We start from the raw sequence: 16577 nt of genomic DNA, 5'->3' as shown, positions 1-16577 counted from the left end.
TCCCCCCCGGTCAAATCACCCCAGTTATCATCTGTTCCGGTGTGCGATTGCCGACGCGATGTCAAACCGGCGCGGGGCATCGGGGCCCGAGCGCACTGTCGCTACCGTGCAACGCCCCTTGCACTCATCCTCCGAATCGGTCACACCTTTACGTGAACGTAAAGGTAAAGACCGCGAGAGGATTCTTCCCCATGACCGACATACCGACCTTCGACACGATCAAGCTCGCGTGCAGCGACAATGTCGCGAAGATCACGCTCAACCGTCCCGAACGGCTCAATTCGATGCCGCCCGCGATGGCCGACGATATCCGCGCCGCGCTCGACTGGATGGGCGTCCTTGGCGCGCGTGCGCTGCTGATTACCGGTGAGGGTCGCGGTTTCTGTTCGGGCGCGGATCTGGCGGGCGATCGCAGCGCAACCGCTGTCGGCGGCGGCGCGAACAGTCGCAAGGCGCTGCGCAACCATTATAACCCGATGCTGCTCGCGCTCGCCAATCTCGACATTCCGGTCGTGACCGCGGTCAACGGCCCCGCCGCAGGGGTCGGATGCAGCTTTGCGCTGTCGGGCGATTTCGCGATTGCTGGCAAAAGCGCCTATTTCCTCCAGGCTTTCGTCAATATCGGCCTCGTCCCCGACGGGGGATCGTCGTGGCTGCTGCCACGGCTCGTCGGCCTGCCGCGCGCGACGCAGATGATGATGCTCGGCGAGAAAATCTCGGCCGAACAGGCCGCCGATTGGGGACTGATTTACAAGGCGGTCGAGGATGACGCGCTGATGGCTGAAGCCGAAGCGCTCGCAAAGCGGCTGGCCAGCGGACCGACGGTTGCGCTCGGCACGATGCGCAAGGTGCTGCGCGGCGGGTTGACGCAAAGCTATGCCGACACGCTCGACGCCGAGGCGATGGGCCAGTATCTGGCCGGCAACAGCGCCGATGCCGCCGAGGGCATCGCGGCCTTCCTTCAGAAGCGCAAGACCGAGTTCAAGGGCAAGTGAACTACTAGTGCTCCCCGGCGAAAGCCGGGGTCCTTTTGCGCGCCTTCTGACCCCGGCTTTCGCCGGGTATTACCCATGAACGCTGGGGCTTACTCCGCCGCTTCTTCGACCATAATCTTCTTGTAGATGCTCGTGCGCGGATAGGAGCAGAGACGCATCACCATCGGCTCGAAGAATTCCAGCGGCTCGCTTTCATAGTCGGGGTCGAACGCTGGCGCGTCATATTTTTCGCAGAATTCGGCGCACGCCGCGTAATAGGGATGGTCCTTGAACTGGTCGCGCATGTCGCGGTCGAGCCCGAGATAGTGGAAGAAATAATGGCCCTGGAAGATGCCGTGGTGCTGGACGATCCAAAGATTTTCTTCCGACAGGAAGGGCTTGAGGATCGCCGCCGCGACATCGGGATGGTTGAATGCGCCCAGCGTGTCGCCGATGTCGTGGAGCAGCGCCATCACCACATATTCCTCGTCGCGCCCATCGCGATGCGCGCGCGTCGCGGTCTGCAAGCAATGCTCGAGCCGATCAACGGGAAAGCCGCCATAATCGCCGCCAAGCAGTTTCAGATGATCGAGGATGCGCTTGCCGTTCTGCGGCGCGAATTCCTTCTGCTCGCGCGCGATGATATCCCAATCTTCCTGTGTGCCGTCGATCATCGAACGGAAGGACGCGTGATCGTGCGTCATGTCGGTCATGGCTGGCTCTCCCATATATCGGCGGCCAGTCTATGCGTTTCGTTGCGATATGCAACGCTGTTCAGCCGTCGCTATTCTACCGCGTAGGTCACGCCATATTTCAGCGCTTCGTCGAGCGTCAGGCAGCGGCGCGTCGATTTGTCCGGGCCGCTGCCCTTCACCGCCTTCTGCCGATACATGATGTCGGTCAGCAATTTGCGCGACACGCCCATCTTGATCAGGAAATCATTGTCCTCGCTCGCCAGCAGCGCGCTGTCCTGTTCGACGTCGCCGATCAGCTCGGTCGTCGCATCGGTGCCCATCGCCACGCTTTCGTCGATCAGCGAGCGGTCGCCGGTGCTGGTGAACATATGGACGATGAACTCGCCGCCCGGCTCGATCAGCCGCGGCGCACCGCCCATGAAGACGAAATTGCAGGCGCTGAAACAGGCCCAGCCGCTCGGTATGCGCGTCGCAAGGCCGGGGTTCGACCGGATGATGCGCCCCGCGGCGTTGCCGGCGCGCGCATCGCCGCCGGGCGAACGCAGCCATATCTCGGATACGTCCGGATTGGCCTTCAGCGCGGCGCTCAGCCGGTCGGGCAGTCCCGAATCAACGCGGCCTTCGGCGAGCATCACCTTCATCGCGCCGCGCTTTTCGACCGTCAGCTTCATCGTCGGATTGGCCGACCAATTGGGGTTGAGCGGACAGGTCGGATTGATCGGGTCCATCTCGGTCGCCGCGGTCAGGCTGACGACCGCAAGCGCCGTGAGGGCGAGCTTCGGCAATTCAGGCCGCAAGAACATAGCGCGTATCACCCGGCCCCTTGCACATGCGTTTCGACACACGGGTTTCCTCGCCATCGACGATCACGAAGTCGTTGACGGTCATGCACTTCCTGCCGCCGTCCTCTGTGTTGATCGAAGCCACGGTCGACGACCCGCTGACATTGTCGCGCGTTTCGCTGGTCCAGTTCGACGTCGTGCCGACCGCTTCGCCGCGTGTCACCTCTTCGGTGGCCTTGGCGGCCTGCACCTGTTCGGCGGGGTCGAGGCGGCAAGCGATGGCGTCGGTCAGCGTTCCGCTGACCTCGGCGATCGGGACATAGGAATAGACGCCCGCCTTGCTGGCCGCGTCGCCCACCGCATCGCGGATCACACCGCCCAATATGCCGCGGCCGACGCTGCTGCCCTTCTTGCCCTTGGGACAACCGCCGTTGTCGCTTTCGCTCGACGTCGGGGCGGGGGTCGGCGTCGTGACCTTGCGCAGCAGCCCGCCGAACTGTGCCTGCGCGGGCGCCACCGCCAGCAGGGTGACGGCGGCCCAGGCGGGGACCAACATGATTCGCTTCATATGCGGCTCCAAAAAACCCGTGCCAAAACCTGTGATCGCGACCCCGCTTATCGCCGCGAAACTACGCCGCGCTGTGATTTCAATCAATGGGGCTGGCGCTGAGGCGATAATTGTCATGTCGGGAGGTTGAAATTATCGGCAAAGTGGATCAGACAGCGCGCCATGCTCTCGCAGAAGACCCGCTACACGATACGTGCCTTTCAGCATCTTGCCGATCATTGGGGCAAGGGTCAGGTCCAACTCGCGGACATTGCCGAGGCGCAGAATATCCCGCCCAAATTCCTGACCGTCATCCTGTCGGAAATGGCGCGCGAAGGGTTGCTCATCTCGCAGCGCGGACGCGATGGCGGCTATCAGCTTGCGCTGCCGCCGGTCGACATCAGCTATGGCGATCTTGTCCGGCTGACGCGCGGGTCGCTCGCGCTGGTCCCGTGTGCCAGCCGCAATGCCCACGAAACCTGCAAGAATTGCCTGCCCGAAGCCGAATGCCGGATGCGCACGCTGATGCTGAAGGTGCGCGACGATACCGCCGCGATCCTCGACCGGATCAGCCTGGCCGACCCGATCGGCTTCGAACCCTTGTTCGAAAAGGAAGAAATGGCGCTCTGACGCGCCACGCCAACCGGCACGGCAAAGAAAAAGGCCCGAACGCCGGTGCGTCGGACCTCTTGTTTTCGAGGAAATGGTGGAGCCTAGCGGGATCGAACCGCTGACCTCTACAATGCCATTGTAGCGCTCTCCCAGCTGAGCTAAGGCCCCGTGCCATTTCGTCTGGCCGCCCTGGGTGGTGCGACCGGGACGCCGCCTTTAGCAGCGCCTGCGTTCGATGCAAGGGGCCAAATGCATCTCCGCGATGCTTTTTTGGCCCCTCGCCGAAAAATCAGCTTTCGTCGTCTTCGTCGTCGCCGGTGGCGACGCCCAGATCGTCATCGCCGCCCAGATCGACATCGTTATCCGGCGAATCGCTGTCTTCATCGACATCGACGTCCAGATCCAGATCCTCGTCGATGGCCTCTTCCTTGACCTTGGTCGGCTTCTCGACTTCCTCGAAGGGCATCGGCTGCTTCGATTTCAGCACCGATTCCGGAATCCAGGAATAGCCGCAATTGATGCAGCTGACCGGATCATCCTTGGTCAAATCGTAGAATCGGGTGGCACATTTCGGGCAGCTACGCTTCGTGCCCCATTCAGCCTTTACCATATAAGCCTCGTAACCTTTTGGAAATCGGTTGATATTTCGGAAAAAGATGGGCGCCGGGCCGGCGATCCGTCAAATCGGCGTGCGCCTTGCCAGATTGTCGGGCCGCTGTCAAAAGCCGCACGCCATGACTGACCAGAATGCCCGCCCCCACAGCTTCGCCGCGTCCGCTCCGCTTAAAGGTAGGATCGCGATTCCCGGCGACAAGAGCATTTCGCATCGCGCCCTGATGTTGTCGGCGCTCGCGGTCGGCACCAGCCACGTGAGCGGGCTGCTTGAGGGGCATGATGTCCTCGCCACCGCCGCGGCCATGCGCGCGATGGGCGCGAATATCGACTGCACCGGCGACGGCGAATGGGTCATTGAAGGCGTCGGTGTCGGTGGCCTGCTCCAGCCGCGCGAAGCGCTCGACATGGGCAACAGCGGCACCTCGACGCGCCTGCTGATGGGCCTTGTTTCCAGCCATCCGATCACGACCACTTTCGTCGGCGATGCCAGCCTGTCGGGACGCCCGATGGGGCGCGTCATCGATCCGTTGTCGCAGTTGGGCGCTGACATCTCGGCCTCGCCGGGTGGCCGCCTTCCCTTGATGGTGCGCGGCCTCGCGCCCGCGGTGCCGATCGAATATCGGCTTCCGGTCGCCTCGGCGCAGGTCAAGTCGGCGATCCTGCTCGCCGGCCTCAATACGCCGGGAATCACCACCGTGATCGAACCCGTGCCGACGCGCGACCATAGCGAACGGATGCTCAAGGGCTTCGGCGCCACGCTGGACGTCGAAGTAGAATCCGACGGCACCCGCTGGATTTCGGTGATGGGCGAAGCCGAATTGCGGCCGCAAACGATCGTCGTTCCGGGCGACCCCTCGTCGGCCGCTTTCTTCATCGTTGCGGCGCTGCTCGTCCCCGGATCGGACGTCACTATTGCCAATGTCGGCCTCAACCCGACCCGCGCCGGCCTGGTCGAGGTATTGAAGGCGATGGGCGGGGATATCGAACTGCTCGATGCGCGCGAAGTCGGCGGCGAGCCCGTCGCCGACCTGCGCGTCCGCCACAGCCTGCTCCGCGGCATCGCGGTCGATCCGGCAGTCGCGCCGAGCATGATCGACGAATATCCGATTCTCTTCGTCGCCGCCGCGCTTGCCGAGGGGACGACCGTGACGACCGGCCTCGACGAGCTGCGCGTCAAGGAAAGCGACCGGCTGTCGGTCATGGCCGCGGGCCTCGCGGCGATCGGCGTGCGGGTCGAGGAGAGCGAGGACGGCCTCGTCATCCACGGCACCGGCGGCGACCCGCTGCCCGGCGGCGCGACCATCGCCGGCCACCTCGACCACCGCATCTGCATGAGCTTCGCCATCGCGGGCCTCGTCAGCAAGGCCCCCGTGACGATCGACGATATGGCACCGGTCGCAACGAGCTTTCCCAATTTCGAGGCGTTGCTGGAGGGCCTGCAGCGATGAACCGTCGTCCCATCCTGTCCATCGCGGCCCCGATCGCGCTCCTCGGCCTAAGTGCCGGCGCGGCCGGCGCGCAACAGGGCGCCACCCTTCCGACAACCGCCGACACGGCGGGCGCCTTTGCCGATACAGCGCGCGCGCCGGACCCGACGGCATCGGTCACCAGCGCGACGTGCGACGGCGACGTCGAATATTGTCCGAGCGGTGCGCAGCTTCGGGTCGACCGGAGCTTTTCCGATTATCCGATCGATAGCCGTGCGGCAGACGCCGGCAGCGGACTTCGGCCGATCGACGACGAGCCCTGCATCCCCGACGAGGGCTGCGAACGGCGCGACGCCGCCGGTGTGCGTCATTTTCTGTACGGAGACGGCGCCGACGACCTCCGTGTCATGATCAAGACGGTGGAGGCAAGCGAGTTCGAAGGGCGACCGATCGGCGCGCTCGATATCGGGGCGGCGCGCGACCAGTCCGAGGTGAGGGCCCGGGTTCGCCGCTTTCTGCCCGATGTGGCGTTCGACTGCGACCCGTCGCTCGTGTCGGGAAACGTCGGCCCCGTCGAATGCGGCGCGACGCTCAACCCCGGCTGGGTCGAAATCGGCTTCGACCACGATGGCCGGCTGCTCCGCGTGCGATTTGACGGCTATCAATTCGTATGAGCGCCTATATCTCCTCCTTTGCCGCGAACGCGATCGGCATCATCGGCAGCATCCTGTTCATCGCTGCGTTCGCCTATGCAAACATGGCCAAGACGCTGGATCAGTTGCTGTTCAATGCGGTGAACCTTGTCGGCGCGATTTTGCTGCTGATCTCGCTGTCGGTTCATTTCAACTTGGCGGCGTTTCTGCTCGAAGCGGCTTGGGCGCTGATCGCTTCCTGGGGCTTGCTGCGCGCCCTTCGCGCGCGCCGTACCCGCGGTGATTCGGCATGATTATCGCGGTCGACGGCCCTACTGCGTCGGGCAAGGGCACTATCGCCAAGGCGCTTGCCGAGCATTTCGGCCTCCCCGTGCTCGATACCGGGCTGCTCTATCGCGCTGTGGGCTATCAGACGCAGCTCAATCATGGCGATCCGGACAAGGCGGCCGACGCCCTCGTCGCCTGCGATTTTCCGGACGCCTTGCTCGACGATCCCGCGCTTCGCTACGAAAGCACGGGCAGCCTCGCCAGCCGCGCGTCGGTGCATCCTGCGGTGCGCAAGGCGCTGTTCCAGCGGCAGGTCGATTTCGCCAACCAGCCTGGCGGCGCCGTGCTCGACGGGCGCGATATCGGCACCGTGATCGCGCCGCACGCCGACGCCAAACTGTTCGTGACGGCAAGTGCCGAAGAACGCGCCCGCCGCCGCCATGCCGAGATGCTGGGGCGCGGGGTCGAAATCGGCTATGACGCCGTGCTCGCCGACATCCACGCCCGCGACGCCCGCGATATGGGCCGTGCCGACGCCCCCCTGCTCCGCGCCGACGATGCGATGCTGCTCGACACCTCGGCGATGGACCGCGATGCCGCGATCGCCGCCGCCATCGCCTTCGTCACCGAACGGACAAAGGCGCGCGGCTGACGGGAGTCCGCGGCCGACAGGGCTTTTCGCCTTGCCGAAAGCCGCGTTCGCGACTATACGCGCGCCGTCCGACGGGCCTTGTGGCCGGTCGAGGCACGGACGAACCGTCGCTCTCTATCGAGCGTCGGGCGTGATGGGCTATCCCCGTCGCGCCCTTTTTGCTTTGCCCGTGCTTCTGCCGCCAACCGGTCTTGAGGATGTTCTGCTTCGCATTCGGCGGGCAGGACGGATCGGCCACAAGACCAGCGGAACCAACCGCTTGGCCGGAACAAATGAAGTAAGGAAGAACCCATATGGCCTCTACGGCTTTTCCGTCGCGCGACGATTTCGCCGCGATGCTCGACGAATCGCTGGGTGGTGCTGATGGCGGCTTTGAAGGCCGCGTCGTCAAGGGCACCGTGACCGCGATCGAAAATGACCTGGCAGTGATCGACATCGGCCTGAAGAGCGAAGGCCGCGTGCCGCTTCGCGAATTCGCGATGCCCGGCCAGAAGGCCGACCTCAACGTCGGCGACGAAGTCGAAGTCTATGTCGACCGCGTCGAAAACGCCAATGGCGAAACCATGCTGTCGCGCGACCGCGCTCGCCGCGAAGCCGCCTGGGACCGCCTGGAAGAAGAATTCAACAAGGAAGCCCGCGTCGAAGGCGTTATCTTCGGCCGCGTCAAGGGCGGCTTCACCGTCGACCTTGGCGGCGCCGTGGCGTTCCTTCCCGGCAGCCAGGTCGACATCCGCCCCGTGCGCGACGTCGGCCCGCTCATGGATCTGCCGCAGCCGTTCCAGATCCTCAAGATGGATCGCCGCCGCGGCAATATCGTCGTGTCGCGCCGCGCCATCCTTGAAGAAACGCGCGCCGAACAGCGTTCGGGCCTGATCCAGAACCTGGAAGAAGGTCAGATCATCGAAGGCGCGGTCAAGAACATCACCGATTATGGTGCGTTCGTTGACCTCGGCGGCATCGACGGCCTGCTCCATGTCACCGACATGAGCTACAAGCGCGTCAACCACCCGAGCGAAGTCATCAACATCGGTGACACGGTTAAGGTGCAGATCATCCGCATCAATCGCGATACGCAGCGCATCAGCCTCGGCATGAAGCAGCTCGAAAGCGATCCGTGGGAAGGCGTCGCCGCCAAGTATCCGGTCGGTGCGAAGCTCACCGGCACGGTCACGAACATCACCGACTATGGTGCGTTCGTCGAACTCGAACCCGGCATCGAAGGCCTGGTCCACGTCAGCGAAATGTCGTGGGTCAAGAAGAACGTCCACCCCGGCAAGATCGTTTCGACGAGCCAGGAAGTCGACGTCATCGTCCTCGAAGTCGACAGCGACAAGCGCCGCATCTCGCTTGGCCTCAAGCAGGCCCAGTCGAACCCCTGGGGTGCCTTCGCAGAAGCGCATCCGGTTGGCTCGGTTGTCGAAGGCGAAGTCAAGAACGCGACCGAATTCGGTCTGTTCGTCGGCCTTCCGGGCGACGTCGACGGCATGGTTCACATGTCGGACATCGCGTGGGGCATCTCGGGCGAAGAAGCGCTGCACCTCCACCGCAAGGGCGAGAATGTGCAGGTCGTCGTTCTCGACGTCGACGTCGAGAAGGAACGCATCAGCCTCGGCATCAAGCAGCTTGAAAAGGGTGCTCCGGCCGTCGGCGGCGGTGTCGCCGCTTCGGGCTCGCTGAAGAAGAACGATGTCGTCACCGTCTCGGTCCTCGAAGTCCGCGACAACGGCCTCGAAGTCCAGGCCGGCGAAGATGGCGCCACCGGCTTCATCAAGCGCGCCGACCTCGGCCGCGACCGCGACGAACAGCGTCCCGAACGCTATCAGGTCGGTCAGAAGTTCGACGCGATGGTCACCGGCTTCGACCGTTCGAAGAAGCCCAGCTTCTCTGTCAAGGCGATGCAGATCGCCGAAGAAAAGGAAGCCGTCGCACAATATGGTTCGTCGGATTCGGGTGCGTCGCTCGGCGACATCCTCGGCGAAGCGCTGAAGGCCGGCAAGAAGGATTAATCCTTCCCCGCTTTTGCGGTGAAACAAAAGGCCCGCAGAGTGTCCCTCTGCGGGCCTTTTTCTTTCAGCGATATGTTTTGAAAGAACCCTGAATCATGATAGGTTCGATGCCGCGTTGGGAGGGGTCCTCACGCTGTGGAACCGGCAAAGACCGGATGGCCTGCGCCCGTGGGGCGCGCGTGATAACTAGGGGAAGCTGATGATCCGGTCGGAACTGGTTCAAATGATCGCGAGTGAAAACAGCGATTTGCGCCTCGAAGAGGTGGAACGCATCATCGATGAATTCTTCGACGCCATCGTCGAGCAGCTTGCGGCGGGGGGCCGCGTCGAGCTGCGCGGCTTCGGCGCCTTCTCAACCCGCGAACGCGAGTCGCGCACCGGGCGCAATCCGCGCACCGGCGCGCCGGTCGCGGTAAGCGCCAAGAGCGTGCCCTATTTCAAGCCGGGCAAGGAAATGCGCGAGCGGCTGAACGGCTGAACGGCCAAGCCAAAGCCAGCCGCAGAAAAGACCGGTTTCGCGGGATTTTTCTGCGGCCTTCCTGTCAATCAACGGAGCGCGGGGGCTCAATGCTTGCGCCGCGCTTCCTGCTTGCCGACATCCCGACAATGCGCACTCCCATATGCTTCCTGATATGGTTGCCCAATGCAGGCGATCAATCCATCGACCACATCGAGATTCTGCGGCCAAGACGGCGGGACACTGACCTGCGATCGATCAAGTGTATCGAAACCCGGCGGCATGGGCGAGTTGGCAAGACGGTCCCGCGCCTCCTTCAGCGCATCCATGTCTCCCTCCAGAAAGGCGATCGTTGCCAAGACATATTGGTTCCAAGGCAGCGCGTAGTCGGTCCAGCCTTCAAAGCCCTCGGGGCCCTTCTCCGGCTTGATCGACTGGCGCATCAGGCGAGTGGCCTGCGAAACCTGTCCCGCCATAGCGCGGAGCTGCGCCTCGTGCCATTTGAAGGAAGGCAGCTGCCACTGTCGCACCAATGTTTCTCGGTGACTTTCGATATATAATGCGATCGCATCAGCGGCGGCAGCTTGGCATCCGTCTCGATTGGCGAGCTCTCGCCAACCGGCCTTGTCATCCTGATCGAACATATTCGGATCAAGTTGCAGTATGGCGTTTCGGTCATAGGCACACGCCGCGCGTTCTTCGGCCTCTACGTCGGCTGTTGTAGGAACGAGGAAGAACGCCAAACCTGCCAACAGAATCTTTGGAGTTTTCATCTCCGCTTACTCCTTAGCGATCTTGACGCTCGCCATGCACGCCCTCAGTTCTTGAGCCGGTAGCCCGTGCGGAACATCCAGAAGATCAGGCCGAGGCACAGCGCCAGAAAGAGCGCCACCGCGCCCATGCTGACCTCGATCGCCACGTCGCCCTGTCCGAAAAAGGTCCAGCGAAAGCCGCTGATCAGATAGACGACGGGATTGAACAGCGTCACCGCGCGCCACGCGGCGGGCAGCATGTCGAGCGAATAGAAGGCGCCGCCCAGGAAGGTCAGCGGATAGACGACGAGCAACGGGATCACCTGCAGCTGTTCAAAGCTCTGCGCCCAGATGCCAATGATGAAGCCGAAGAGGCAGAAGGTCACCGCCATCAGCACCATGAAGCCGACCATCAGCAACGGATGCGCGACCTGAATGTCGACGAACAGATGCGCGGTCGCGAAAATGATCGCGCCGATGATTACCGATTTGGTTGCCGCCGCGCCGACATAGGCGATCAGCAATTCGAGCGGCGACATCGGCGAGGACAGCATCTCGTAGATCGTCCCTGTCCATTTGGGCATGTAGATGCCGAAGCTCGCGTTGCTGATGCTTTCGGTGAACATTGTCAGCATCATCAGCCCCGGCACGATGAACGCGCCATAGGGCACCGAGCTGACGTCGCTCATCCGGCTACCGATCGCCGATCCGAAGACGACGAAATAGAGCGTCGTGGTGATGACGGGCAACATCAGGCTGGTCCACACCGTGCGCCCGAAGCGCGCCATCTCGAACATGTAGATCGCGCGGATACCGCGGACGTTGCCGATCATGTCGCCGCTCCTTCGCCATCCCTGGGTTCGTGTACCAGCCCGACGAAAATATCCTCGAGCGAGCTTTGCCGTGTGTGCAGATCCTTGAAGGCGATGCCGATATCGGTCATCCGACGTAGCAGTGACGGCACGCCGGTCGCCTCGGCCTGGCTGTCGAATTCATAGACAAGCTCATGCCCCTCCTCCGCCAGTTCGAGCGTCCAGTCGCCGAGTTCGGCCGGAATGGCATCGAGCGGTTCGGCAAGATTGAGCGTCAGCGTCTTGCGCCCCAGCTTCTTGATCAGCGCGTTCTTCTCTTCGACGAGGATCAGCTTGCCGCGCGTGATGACGCCAACGCGGTCGGCCATTTCTTCGGCCTCTTCGATATAATGGGTGGTCAGAATGATCGTCACCCCGCGCTCGCGCAGGCCCCGCACCATATTCCACATGTCGCGGCGCAGTTCGACGTCGACCCCCGCGGTCGGTTCGTCTAGGAAGAGGATTTCGGGTTCGTGGCTCAGCGCCTTGGCGATCATCACGCGGCGTTTCATTCCACCCGACAATTCCATGATCTTGCTGCCGCGCTTGTCCCACAGCGACAGATCCTTCAGCAATTGCTCGATGAACGCCGGATCGCGCGGTTTGCCGAACAGACCGCGCGAAAAAGTCACGGTGGCCATCACCGTTTCGAACGAATCCGTATGCAGTTCCTGCGGCACCAGCCCGATCATCGATCGCGCCGCGCGATAGTCGCGGGCATGATCGTGACCACCGACCGTCACCCTGCCCTCGCTCGGCGTCACGATACCGCAGACGATGCTGATAAGCGTCGTCTTGCCTGCCCCATTGGGGCCGAGCAACGCAAATATCTCGCCCTTCTCGATGCTGAGGTCGACACCCGCCAAAGCGCGATGCCCGCTCTTGTAAGTCTTTCCCAGACCGGAAATTTCCAGAACCGCTGTCATGCGCGTCGGTCTAGCCGAGGAGCGCGCCGGGACAAAGCGGCAAAGATGACTTGACCTCCCCTCACCCATCGGCATGACAGGCCGCGGTGCGCGGACGTGGCGGAATCGGTAGACGCAGCAGACTTAAAATCTGCTATCCGAACGGGTGTGCGGGTTCGAGTCCCGCCGTCCGCACCAACCGCTGGCACAGGGGAGGCACAGGGATATGACGCGCCGCAGCCTCCGTTCGCGCCGCGGCGCGCGGTTCGCGGGCACCGCGCTGCTGGTCGCCGCGCTCGCCGGATGCGGCCTTTTCGGCGGTGGCGGGGGTCCGGTGCGGATCGCCGCGATGGGGCCGCTCAACGCCGCGGCGAGCCCGCTCAACGGCGAACTGTCCTCGCCCAATGCAGCGCTGCTCGAAATGACGGCGCAGGGGCTTGTCGGCTATGACGCCGACGGCCAGATCGACACCGGTCTTGCCGAACGCTGGACGGTGACCGGCGACGGGCGCAGCTATATTTTCCGGCTGCGCGAGGCAAAATGGTCGAACGGTCGCGAAGTCACGGCCGACGACGTGGTTTCGGTGCTGCGCGGCTATCTTGGCACGAACAGCCGCAACCTGCTGAAGGACGATTTCCCGGAGATCGAGACGATCCGTGCGATGACCGATCAGGTCATCGAAATCCGGCTCGCAGTGCCGCAGCCCAATATGCTCGAACTGCTCGCGCAGCCTTCGTTGACGATCGTCTACAAGGGCATGGGCTGGGGGCCGATGCGATCGCGCAAGGCCGGACGCGCGCTGCTGCTGACGCCCGCGCCCGACCCGCTCGCCGACGATCCCGAGGCCGCCGAAGCCGCCGCAAACGATCCCGCCGCGTCGGTCGAACTCGTCGGCACGACGCCCGCCGGGGCGCTGGCCCGCTACAATAATGGCTATGCCGACGGGGTGATCGGCGGCCGCTTTTCGACCCTCCCCTATTTCCTCGTGTCCAGCATCGGCCGCTCGCGCCTCATCGTCGATCCGGTGCCGGGGCTTTTCGGCCTTTCTTTCACCAGCGCCGAAGGGTTCCTCGCCTCCGACATCAACCGCGATGCCCTGTCGCGCGTCGTGCGGCGGCAGCGCCTGATCGACGCCTTCGGCCTTGCCGAATGGCAGCCGCAGCGCGCGCTTCGGCCGGCAGTCTACCGCCGCGACGGCGGCCCTGAACCCTTGCAACCCGCCTGGGCCGACTTCGACAATGATTCGCGCTTCGCCCAGTCGAAGCGCGTGGTCGACAGTTGGCGCGCCGCCGGGCGAGAGATTGCGCCGCTCCGCATCGCGGTCCCCCAGACGCCGGGCGGCCGCATCCTCTTTGCCTATGTCGCCGCCGACTTTGCCCGCATCGGTATCGAAAGCCGCCGCGTCGCTATGGATGCGGCATCGGACCTGCGCCTGATCGACGAGGTGGCGCCGAATGACGACGCCCTCTGGGCGCTCCGCCGGCTGTCGTGCCAGCGCGACACGCTTTGCAACCGCGAGGCACAGGCGAAGATCGATCAGGCCGTGCTCAATATCGACAGTGGCCAGCGCGCGCGCCAGATCGGCGAGATCGAAACGATGCTGGGGCGCTACACCCCGTTCATTCCGATCGCCACGCCGCTGCGCTGGTCGGTCGCGTCGCAGCGGCTTACAGGGTTCAAGCCGAATGCGCGGGCGGCCCACCCATTGAATCGCTTGCTCGCCAAACCCAACTAATAATAAGCGCACATCGTCGTGCGCGGTTGGAAAGGACGCCGATGCCCCCCTCGACGCCCAATACGGACGCGATTTTCGAAGCCTTGGTTGCCGATCGCAACAATCCTGCGGCGCTGCGCAAGCGCATCGAAACGCTGGAGCTTCTCCTCGAACGCAGCTTCACCATTCCCGGCATCAACCGGCCGGTCGGGCTCGACGCGATCGTCGGGCTGGTGCCCGTCGTCGGCGATGTCGTGACCGCCGTCATGGGGGCCTATATCATCTGGGAAGCGCGCAATCTGGGCATGCCCAAATGGAAGCTGTGGCGGATGATGGGCAATCTCGGCGTCGACACTGCGCTTGGGGCCATCCCGCTCGTCGGCGATGCCTTCGACTTTCTGTTCCGGTCGAACACGCGCAATCTGCGCATCATCCGGAAACATCTCGACAAGCATCACCCCGGAACGATCGTCATCGACCAGTAGGCGGTTCCCATCGGGTGTCTGATAGTGCTAGCACAGCAGCTTCAGACCCTGCTCATGGAGACCGAGATGATCCGCGCCCGCCTTGCCGCGCTCGCCCTTGCCTGTTCGCTGTCCGCGGCGGCCTTCGCCGCGACCGAGACCGACCCTTGGTTGTGGCTGGAGGATATCGACGGGGCAAAGGCGCTGGCGTGGGTGAAGGCGGAAAATGCCGCGGCCGACAAGCTGATCCTAAATCGCCCCGGTTTCGAACAGGATCGGGCGCGCGCGAAAGCGATCCTCGACGACGACCGCCAGATTGCCGACCCCGGTCAGGTGATGGGCGATACCATCACCAACTTCTGGCGCGATGCGGACCATCCGCGCGGCATCTGGCGGCAAAGTCCGCTGAGTGCCTATCTCGCCGGAACGCCCGAATGGACAACGCTGATCGACGTCGACGCGCTCGGCAAGGCGGAGGGGCAAAGCTGGGTCTGGCACGGCGCCGACTGTCTTGCCCCCACCTACACGCGCTGCCTCGTCTCGCTCAGTCCCGGCGGCACCGATTCGGACATCGTGCGCGAATGGGACCGCACCACCGGCCGCTTCGTGACCGACGGCTTTGCGCTGCCGCAGGCGAAGAGCGCGGTCGTTTGGGAGGACGCAAACACGCTGCTCGTGGCCACCGACTATGGCGAAGGCAGCATGACCGCGTCGGGCTATCCGCGCATCGTCAAACGCTGGAGGCGTGGCACGCTGCTTGCCAGCGCAGCGGTCGTCGCCGAAGGCGAAGCGAGCGATGTCGGGATCAACCCGATCGCGATCGACGACGGCAAGACGCGCTGGATCCTCATCGCCCGCAACAAGAGCTTCTATACCAGCGACTACAGCATCCGAGCCGCCCACGGCGCGGACTTCGTCCCGGCGCCGATTCCCGACACCGCCGACCTACGCGATGTCATCGGCGGTCAGGCAATCATCTTCCTCAACAAGCCCGCCGACGGCTTCGGCGAAGGCTCGCTCGTCGCGCTGTCGCTCGCCGACGCGGCGGCCGGACGCCCCGCGAAAATGGCGGCGGTGATGGCGCCGACCAAGGCGCAGGCGATTGAGGAGGTCAGCGCGACCGACAATATTCTCTGGGTCAAGGCGCTCGACGATGTCGAAGGCAAGCTGTTCGCGCTGCGCCGCGATCCCGCGAGCGGCACCTGGACCCAGCGCGAGGTGCCGCTGGCGGCCAACGCTATGGTGCATCTGGCCGGCGCGATCGCCAAGCGCGACACGATCTTCGCGACTGCCGAAACGATGCTCGACCCGCCGACGCTTTATGCCGTCACCGACAACGCCGCGCCGCGTGTCGTGCAAAGCCTGCCCGCAGCCTTCGACGCCAAGGGCATGACGGTGGAAAAGCGCTTCGCGACGTCGAAGGACGGCACCAAGATCCCCTATTTCCTCGTCCGCAAAGCCGGCGCTAAAGGCCCCGTGCCCGCGCTGATCCACGCCTATGGCGGCTTCCGCGCCGCGCAGACGCCGGGCTATCTGACCGGTCAGCCCTATCGCGCCGGTCCGCTCGGCCTGTTCTGGGTCGAGGACGGCAACGCTTATGTCCTCGCCAATATTCGCGGCGGCGGCGAATATGGCCCCGCCTGGCACCAGGCGGCGCTGCGCGAAAAACGCCAGAACAGTTTCGACGACCTCCACGCCGTCGCGGAGGATCTGGTCAAGACCGGCATCAGCAGCAAGGGCAGGATTGCCATTTCGGGTCGCTCGAATGGCGGCGTGCTGGTCGGCGCCGCGATGACGCAGCGCCCGGATCTCTATGGCGCGGTCATTGCGGGCTCGCCGCTCGAGGATATGAAGCGCTATAACAAGCTGCTCGCGGGCGCCTCGTGGGTCGCTGAATATGGCAATCCCGACGATCCCGCCGACTGGGCCTTCCTGTCGAAATATTCGCCCTATCAGAATGTCCGCAAGGGCGTGAAATATCCGCCGATCTTCCTGTACCTTTCGACGAAGGATGACCGCGTCCATCCCGGCCACGCCCGCAAATTGGCCGCAAAGCTGCAGGATTATGGCAACCGCGTCTATTATCACGAATATCTGGAAGGCGGCCACTCGGTCGGCGCCGACCATGCCGAGGACGCCGTGCGCGCGGCCATGCTCCACGCCTTCTTGCTGCGCGAACTGGTCGAGCGGAAATAGCCGGTCGC

At 63.9% G+C, this 16577-nt stretch carries 18 protein-coding genes and 2 tRNA genes; 12 read left to right on the top strand and 8 right to left on the bottom strand.

The genetic code is table 11. The annotated features are described in order from the left end of the window. Positions 1 to 191 precede the first annotated feature (191 nt). Positions 192 to 995, top strand: a complete 804-nt coding sequence (locus L0963_RS06875) for an enoyl-CoA hydratase-related protein (protein ID WP_003044180.1) — start codon at positions 192 to 194, stop codon at positions 993 to 995. A gap of 89 nt (positions 996 to 1084) precedes the next feature. On the opposite strand, the gene L0963_RS06870 is transcribed toward L0963_RS06875, so the two are convergent. The 3 genes from L0963_RS06870 to L0963_RS06860 all read right to left on the bottom strand — a co-directional run bounded on the left by L0963_RS06870 (position 1085) and on the right by L0963_RS06860 (position 3019). Then, a complete protein-coding gene (locus tag L0963_RS06870; protein WP_186401920.1) occupies positions 1085 to 1687 on the bottom strand; it encodes an HD domain-containing protein in 603 nt (200 codons plus the stop codon). A 71-nt stretch (positions 1688 to 1758) separates the two neighbouring features. After that, positions 1759 to 2472, bottom strand: a complete 714-nt coding sequence (locus L0963_RS06865; protein WP_186401921.1) for a hypothetical protein — start codon at positions 2470 to 2472, stop codon at positions 1759 to 1761. Beyond that, a complete protein-coding gene (locus tag L0963_RS06860; protein WP_058811854.1) occupies positions 2456 to 3019 on the bottom strand; it encodes a hypothetical protein in 564 nt (187 codons plus the stop codon). Before L0963_RS06860 ends, L0963_RS06865 begins: the two co-directional genes overlap by 17 nt. 162 nt (positions 3020 to 3181) lie before the next feature. Between L0963_RS06860 and L0963_RS06855 the strand changes: the two genes are divergently transcribed. Further along, on the top strand, positions 3182 to 3628 hold the full coding sequence (locus tag L0963_RS06855) for an RrF2 family transcriptional regulator (protein ID WP_058811379.1): 447 nt from the start codon (positions 3182 to 3184) through the stop codon (positions 3626 to 3628). A gap of 74 nt (positions 3629 to 3702) precedes the next feature. Here the strand turns inward: L0963_RS06855 and L0963_RS06850 are convergent. Further along, a tRNA-Ala gene (locus L0963_RS06850) sits at positions 3703 to 3778 on the bottom strand. Between the two features lie 121 nt (positions 3779 to 3899). Then, positions 3900 to 4220, bottom strand: a complete 321-nt coding sequence (locus L0963_RS06845; RefSeq protein ID WP_003044196.1) for a TIGR02300 family protein — start codon at positions 4218 to 4220, stop codon at positions 3900 to 3902. 124 nt (positions 4221 to 4344) lie between these two features. On the opposite strand from L0963_RS06845, the gene aroA reads away from it, so the two are divergent. The 6 genes from aroA to L0963_RS06815 all read left to right on the top strand — a co-directional run bounded on the left by aroA (position 4345) and on the right by L0963_RS06815 (position 9708). Continuing rightward, positions 4345 to 5673, top strand: a complete 1329-nt coding sequence (aroA, locus tag L0963_RS06840) for a 3-phosphoshikimate 1-carboxyvinyltransferase (protein ID WP_234178951.1) — start codon at positions 4345 to 4347, stop codon at positions 5671 to 5673. Then, positions 5670 to 6326 (top strand): hypothetical protein, encoded by a 657-nt coding sequence (locus L0963_RS06835; protein ID WP_062902490.1) that lies wholly within the window; start codon positions 5670 to 5672, stop codon positions 6324 to 6326. The genes aroA and L0963_RS06835 overlap by 4 nt, the downstream gene beginning before the upstream one ends. Beyond that, complete coding sequence (locus tag L0963_RS06830; protein ID WP_231737183.1) at positions 6323 to 6598, top strand: CBU_0592 family membrane protein; 276 nt, start codon at positions 6323 to 6325, stop codon at positions 6596 to 6598. The genes L0963_RS06835 and L0963_RS06830 overlap by 4 nt, the downstream gene beginning before the upstream one ends. Continuing rightward, on the top strand, positions 6595 to 7224 hold the full coding sequence (locus L0963_RS06825) for a (d)CMP kinase (RefSeq protein WP_186401923.1): 630 nt from the start codon (positions 6595 to 6597) through the stop codon (positions 7222 to 7224). Before L0963_RS06830 ends, L0963_RS06825 begins: the two co-directional genes overlap by 4 nt. A 293-nt stretch (positions 7225 to 7517) precedes the next feature. Continuing rightward, positions 7518 to 9230, top strand: coding sequence for a 30S ribosomal protein S1 (rpsA, locus tag L0963_RS06820; protein WP_003044206.1), 1713 nt, complete (start codon positions 7518 to 7520; stop codon positions 9228 to 9230). Between the two features lie 199 nt (positions 9231 to 9429). After that, the gene (locus L0963_RS06815; RefSeq protein WP_003044209.1) at positions 9430 to 9708 is read left to right on the top strand and encodes an integration host factor subunit beta; all 279 of its coding nucleotides are present in this window, start codon (positions 9430 to 9432) and stop codon (positions 9706 to 9708) included. A gap of 86 nt (positions 9709 to 9794) precedes the next feature. On the opposite strand, the gene L0963_RS06810 is transcribed toward L0963_RS06815, so the two are convergent. The 3 genes from L0963_RS06810 to L0963_RS06800 are packed head-to-tail and all read right to left on the bottom strand — an operon-like array spanning position 9795 to position 12216. After that, positions 9795 to 10460, bottom strand: coding sequence for a hypothetical protein (locus L0963_RS06810; RefSeq protein ID WP_186401924.1), 666 nt, complete (start codon positions 10458 to 10460; stop codon positions 9795 to 9797). Between the two features lie 44 nt (positions 10461 to 10504). Continuing rightward, complete coding sequence (locus L0963_RS06805) at positions 10505 to 11272, bottom strand: ABC transporter permease (protein ID WP_003044212.1); 768 nt, start codon at positions 11270 to 11272, stop codon at positions 10505 to 10507. Continuing rightward, positions 11269 to 12216, bottom strand: a complete 948-nt coding sequence (locus L0963_RS06800; protein ID WP_062902493.1) for an ABC transporter ATP-binding protein — start codon at positions 12214 to 12216, stop codon at positions 11269 to 11271. Before L0963_RS06800 ends, L0963_RS06805 begins: the two co-directional genes overlap by 4 nt. Positions 12217 to 12306: 90 nt before the next feature. Between L0963_RS06800 and L0963_RS06795 the strand changes: the two genes are divergently transcribed. The 4 genes from L0963_RS06795 to L0963_RS06780 all read left to right on the top strand — a co-directional run bounded on the left by L0963_RS06795 (position 12307) and on the right by L0963_RS06780 (position 16569). Continuing rightward, positions 12307 to 12393: transfer RNA gene (locus tag L0963_RS06795), tRNA-Leu, on the top strand. Positions 12394 to 12421: 28 nt separating this feature from the next. Further along, positions 12422 to 13930, top strand: a complete 1509-nt coding sequence (locus L0963_RS06790; protein ID WP_062902494.1) for an ABC transporter substrate-binding protein — start codon at positions 12422 to 12424, stop codon at positions 13928 to 13930. Positions 13931 to 13971: 41 nt separating this feature from the next. Further along, positions 13972 to 14394: a DUF4112 domain-containing protein gene (locus tag L0963_RS06785; RefSeq protein WP_003044221.1), complete on the top strand. Its 423-nt coding sequence runs from the start codon at positions 13972 to 13974 to the stop codon at positions 14392 to 14394. 66 nt (positions 14395 to 14460) lie between these two features. Continuing rightward, positions 14461 to 16569, top strand: a complete 2109-nt coding sequence (locus L0963_RS06780; protein WP_186401925.1) for a prolyl oligopeptidase family serine peptidase — start codon at positions 14461 to 14463, stop codon at positions 16567 to 16569. Positions 16570 to 16577 lie beyond the last annotated feature (8 nt).

Origin of the sequence: Sphingopyxis sp. NFH-91 (assembly GCF_021401285.1) — a bacterium.
GTDB lineage: Bacteria > Pseudomonadota > Alphaproteobacteria > Sphingomonadales > Sphingomonadaceae > Sphingopyxis > Sphingopyxis terrae_A.
Note: the sequence above shows the minus strand (reverse complement) of the source record. Positions and strands in the feature narration are given on the sequence as shown.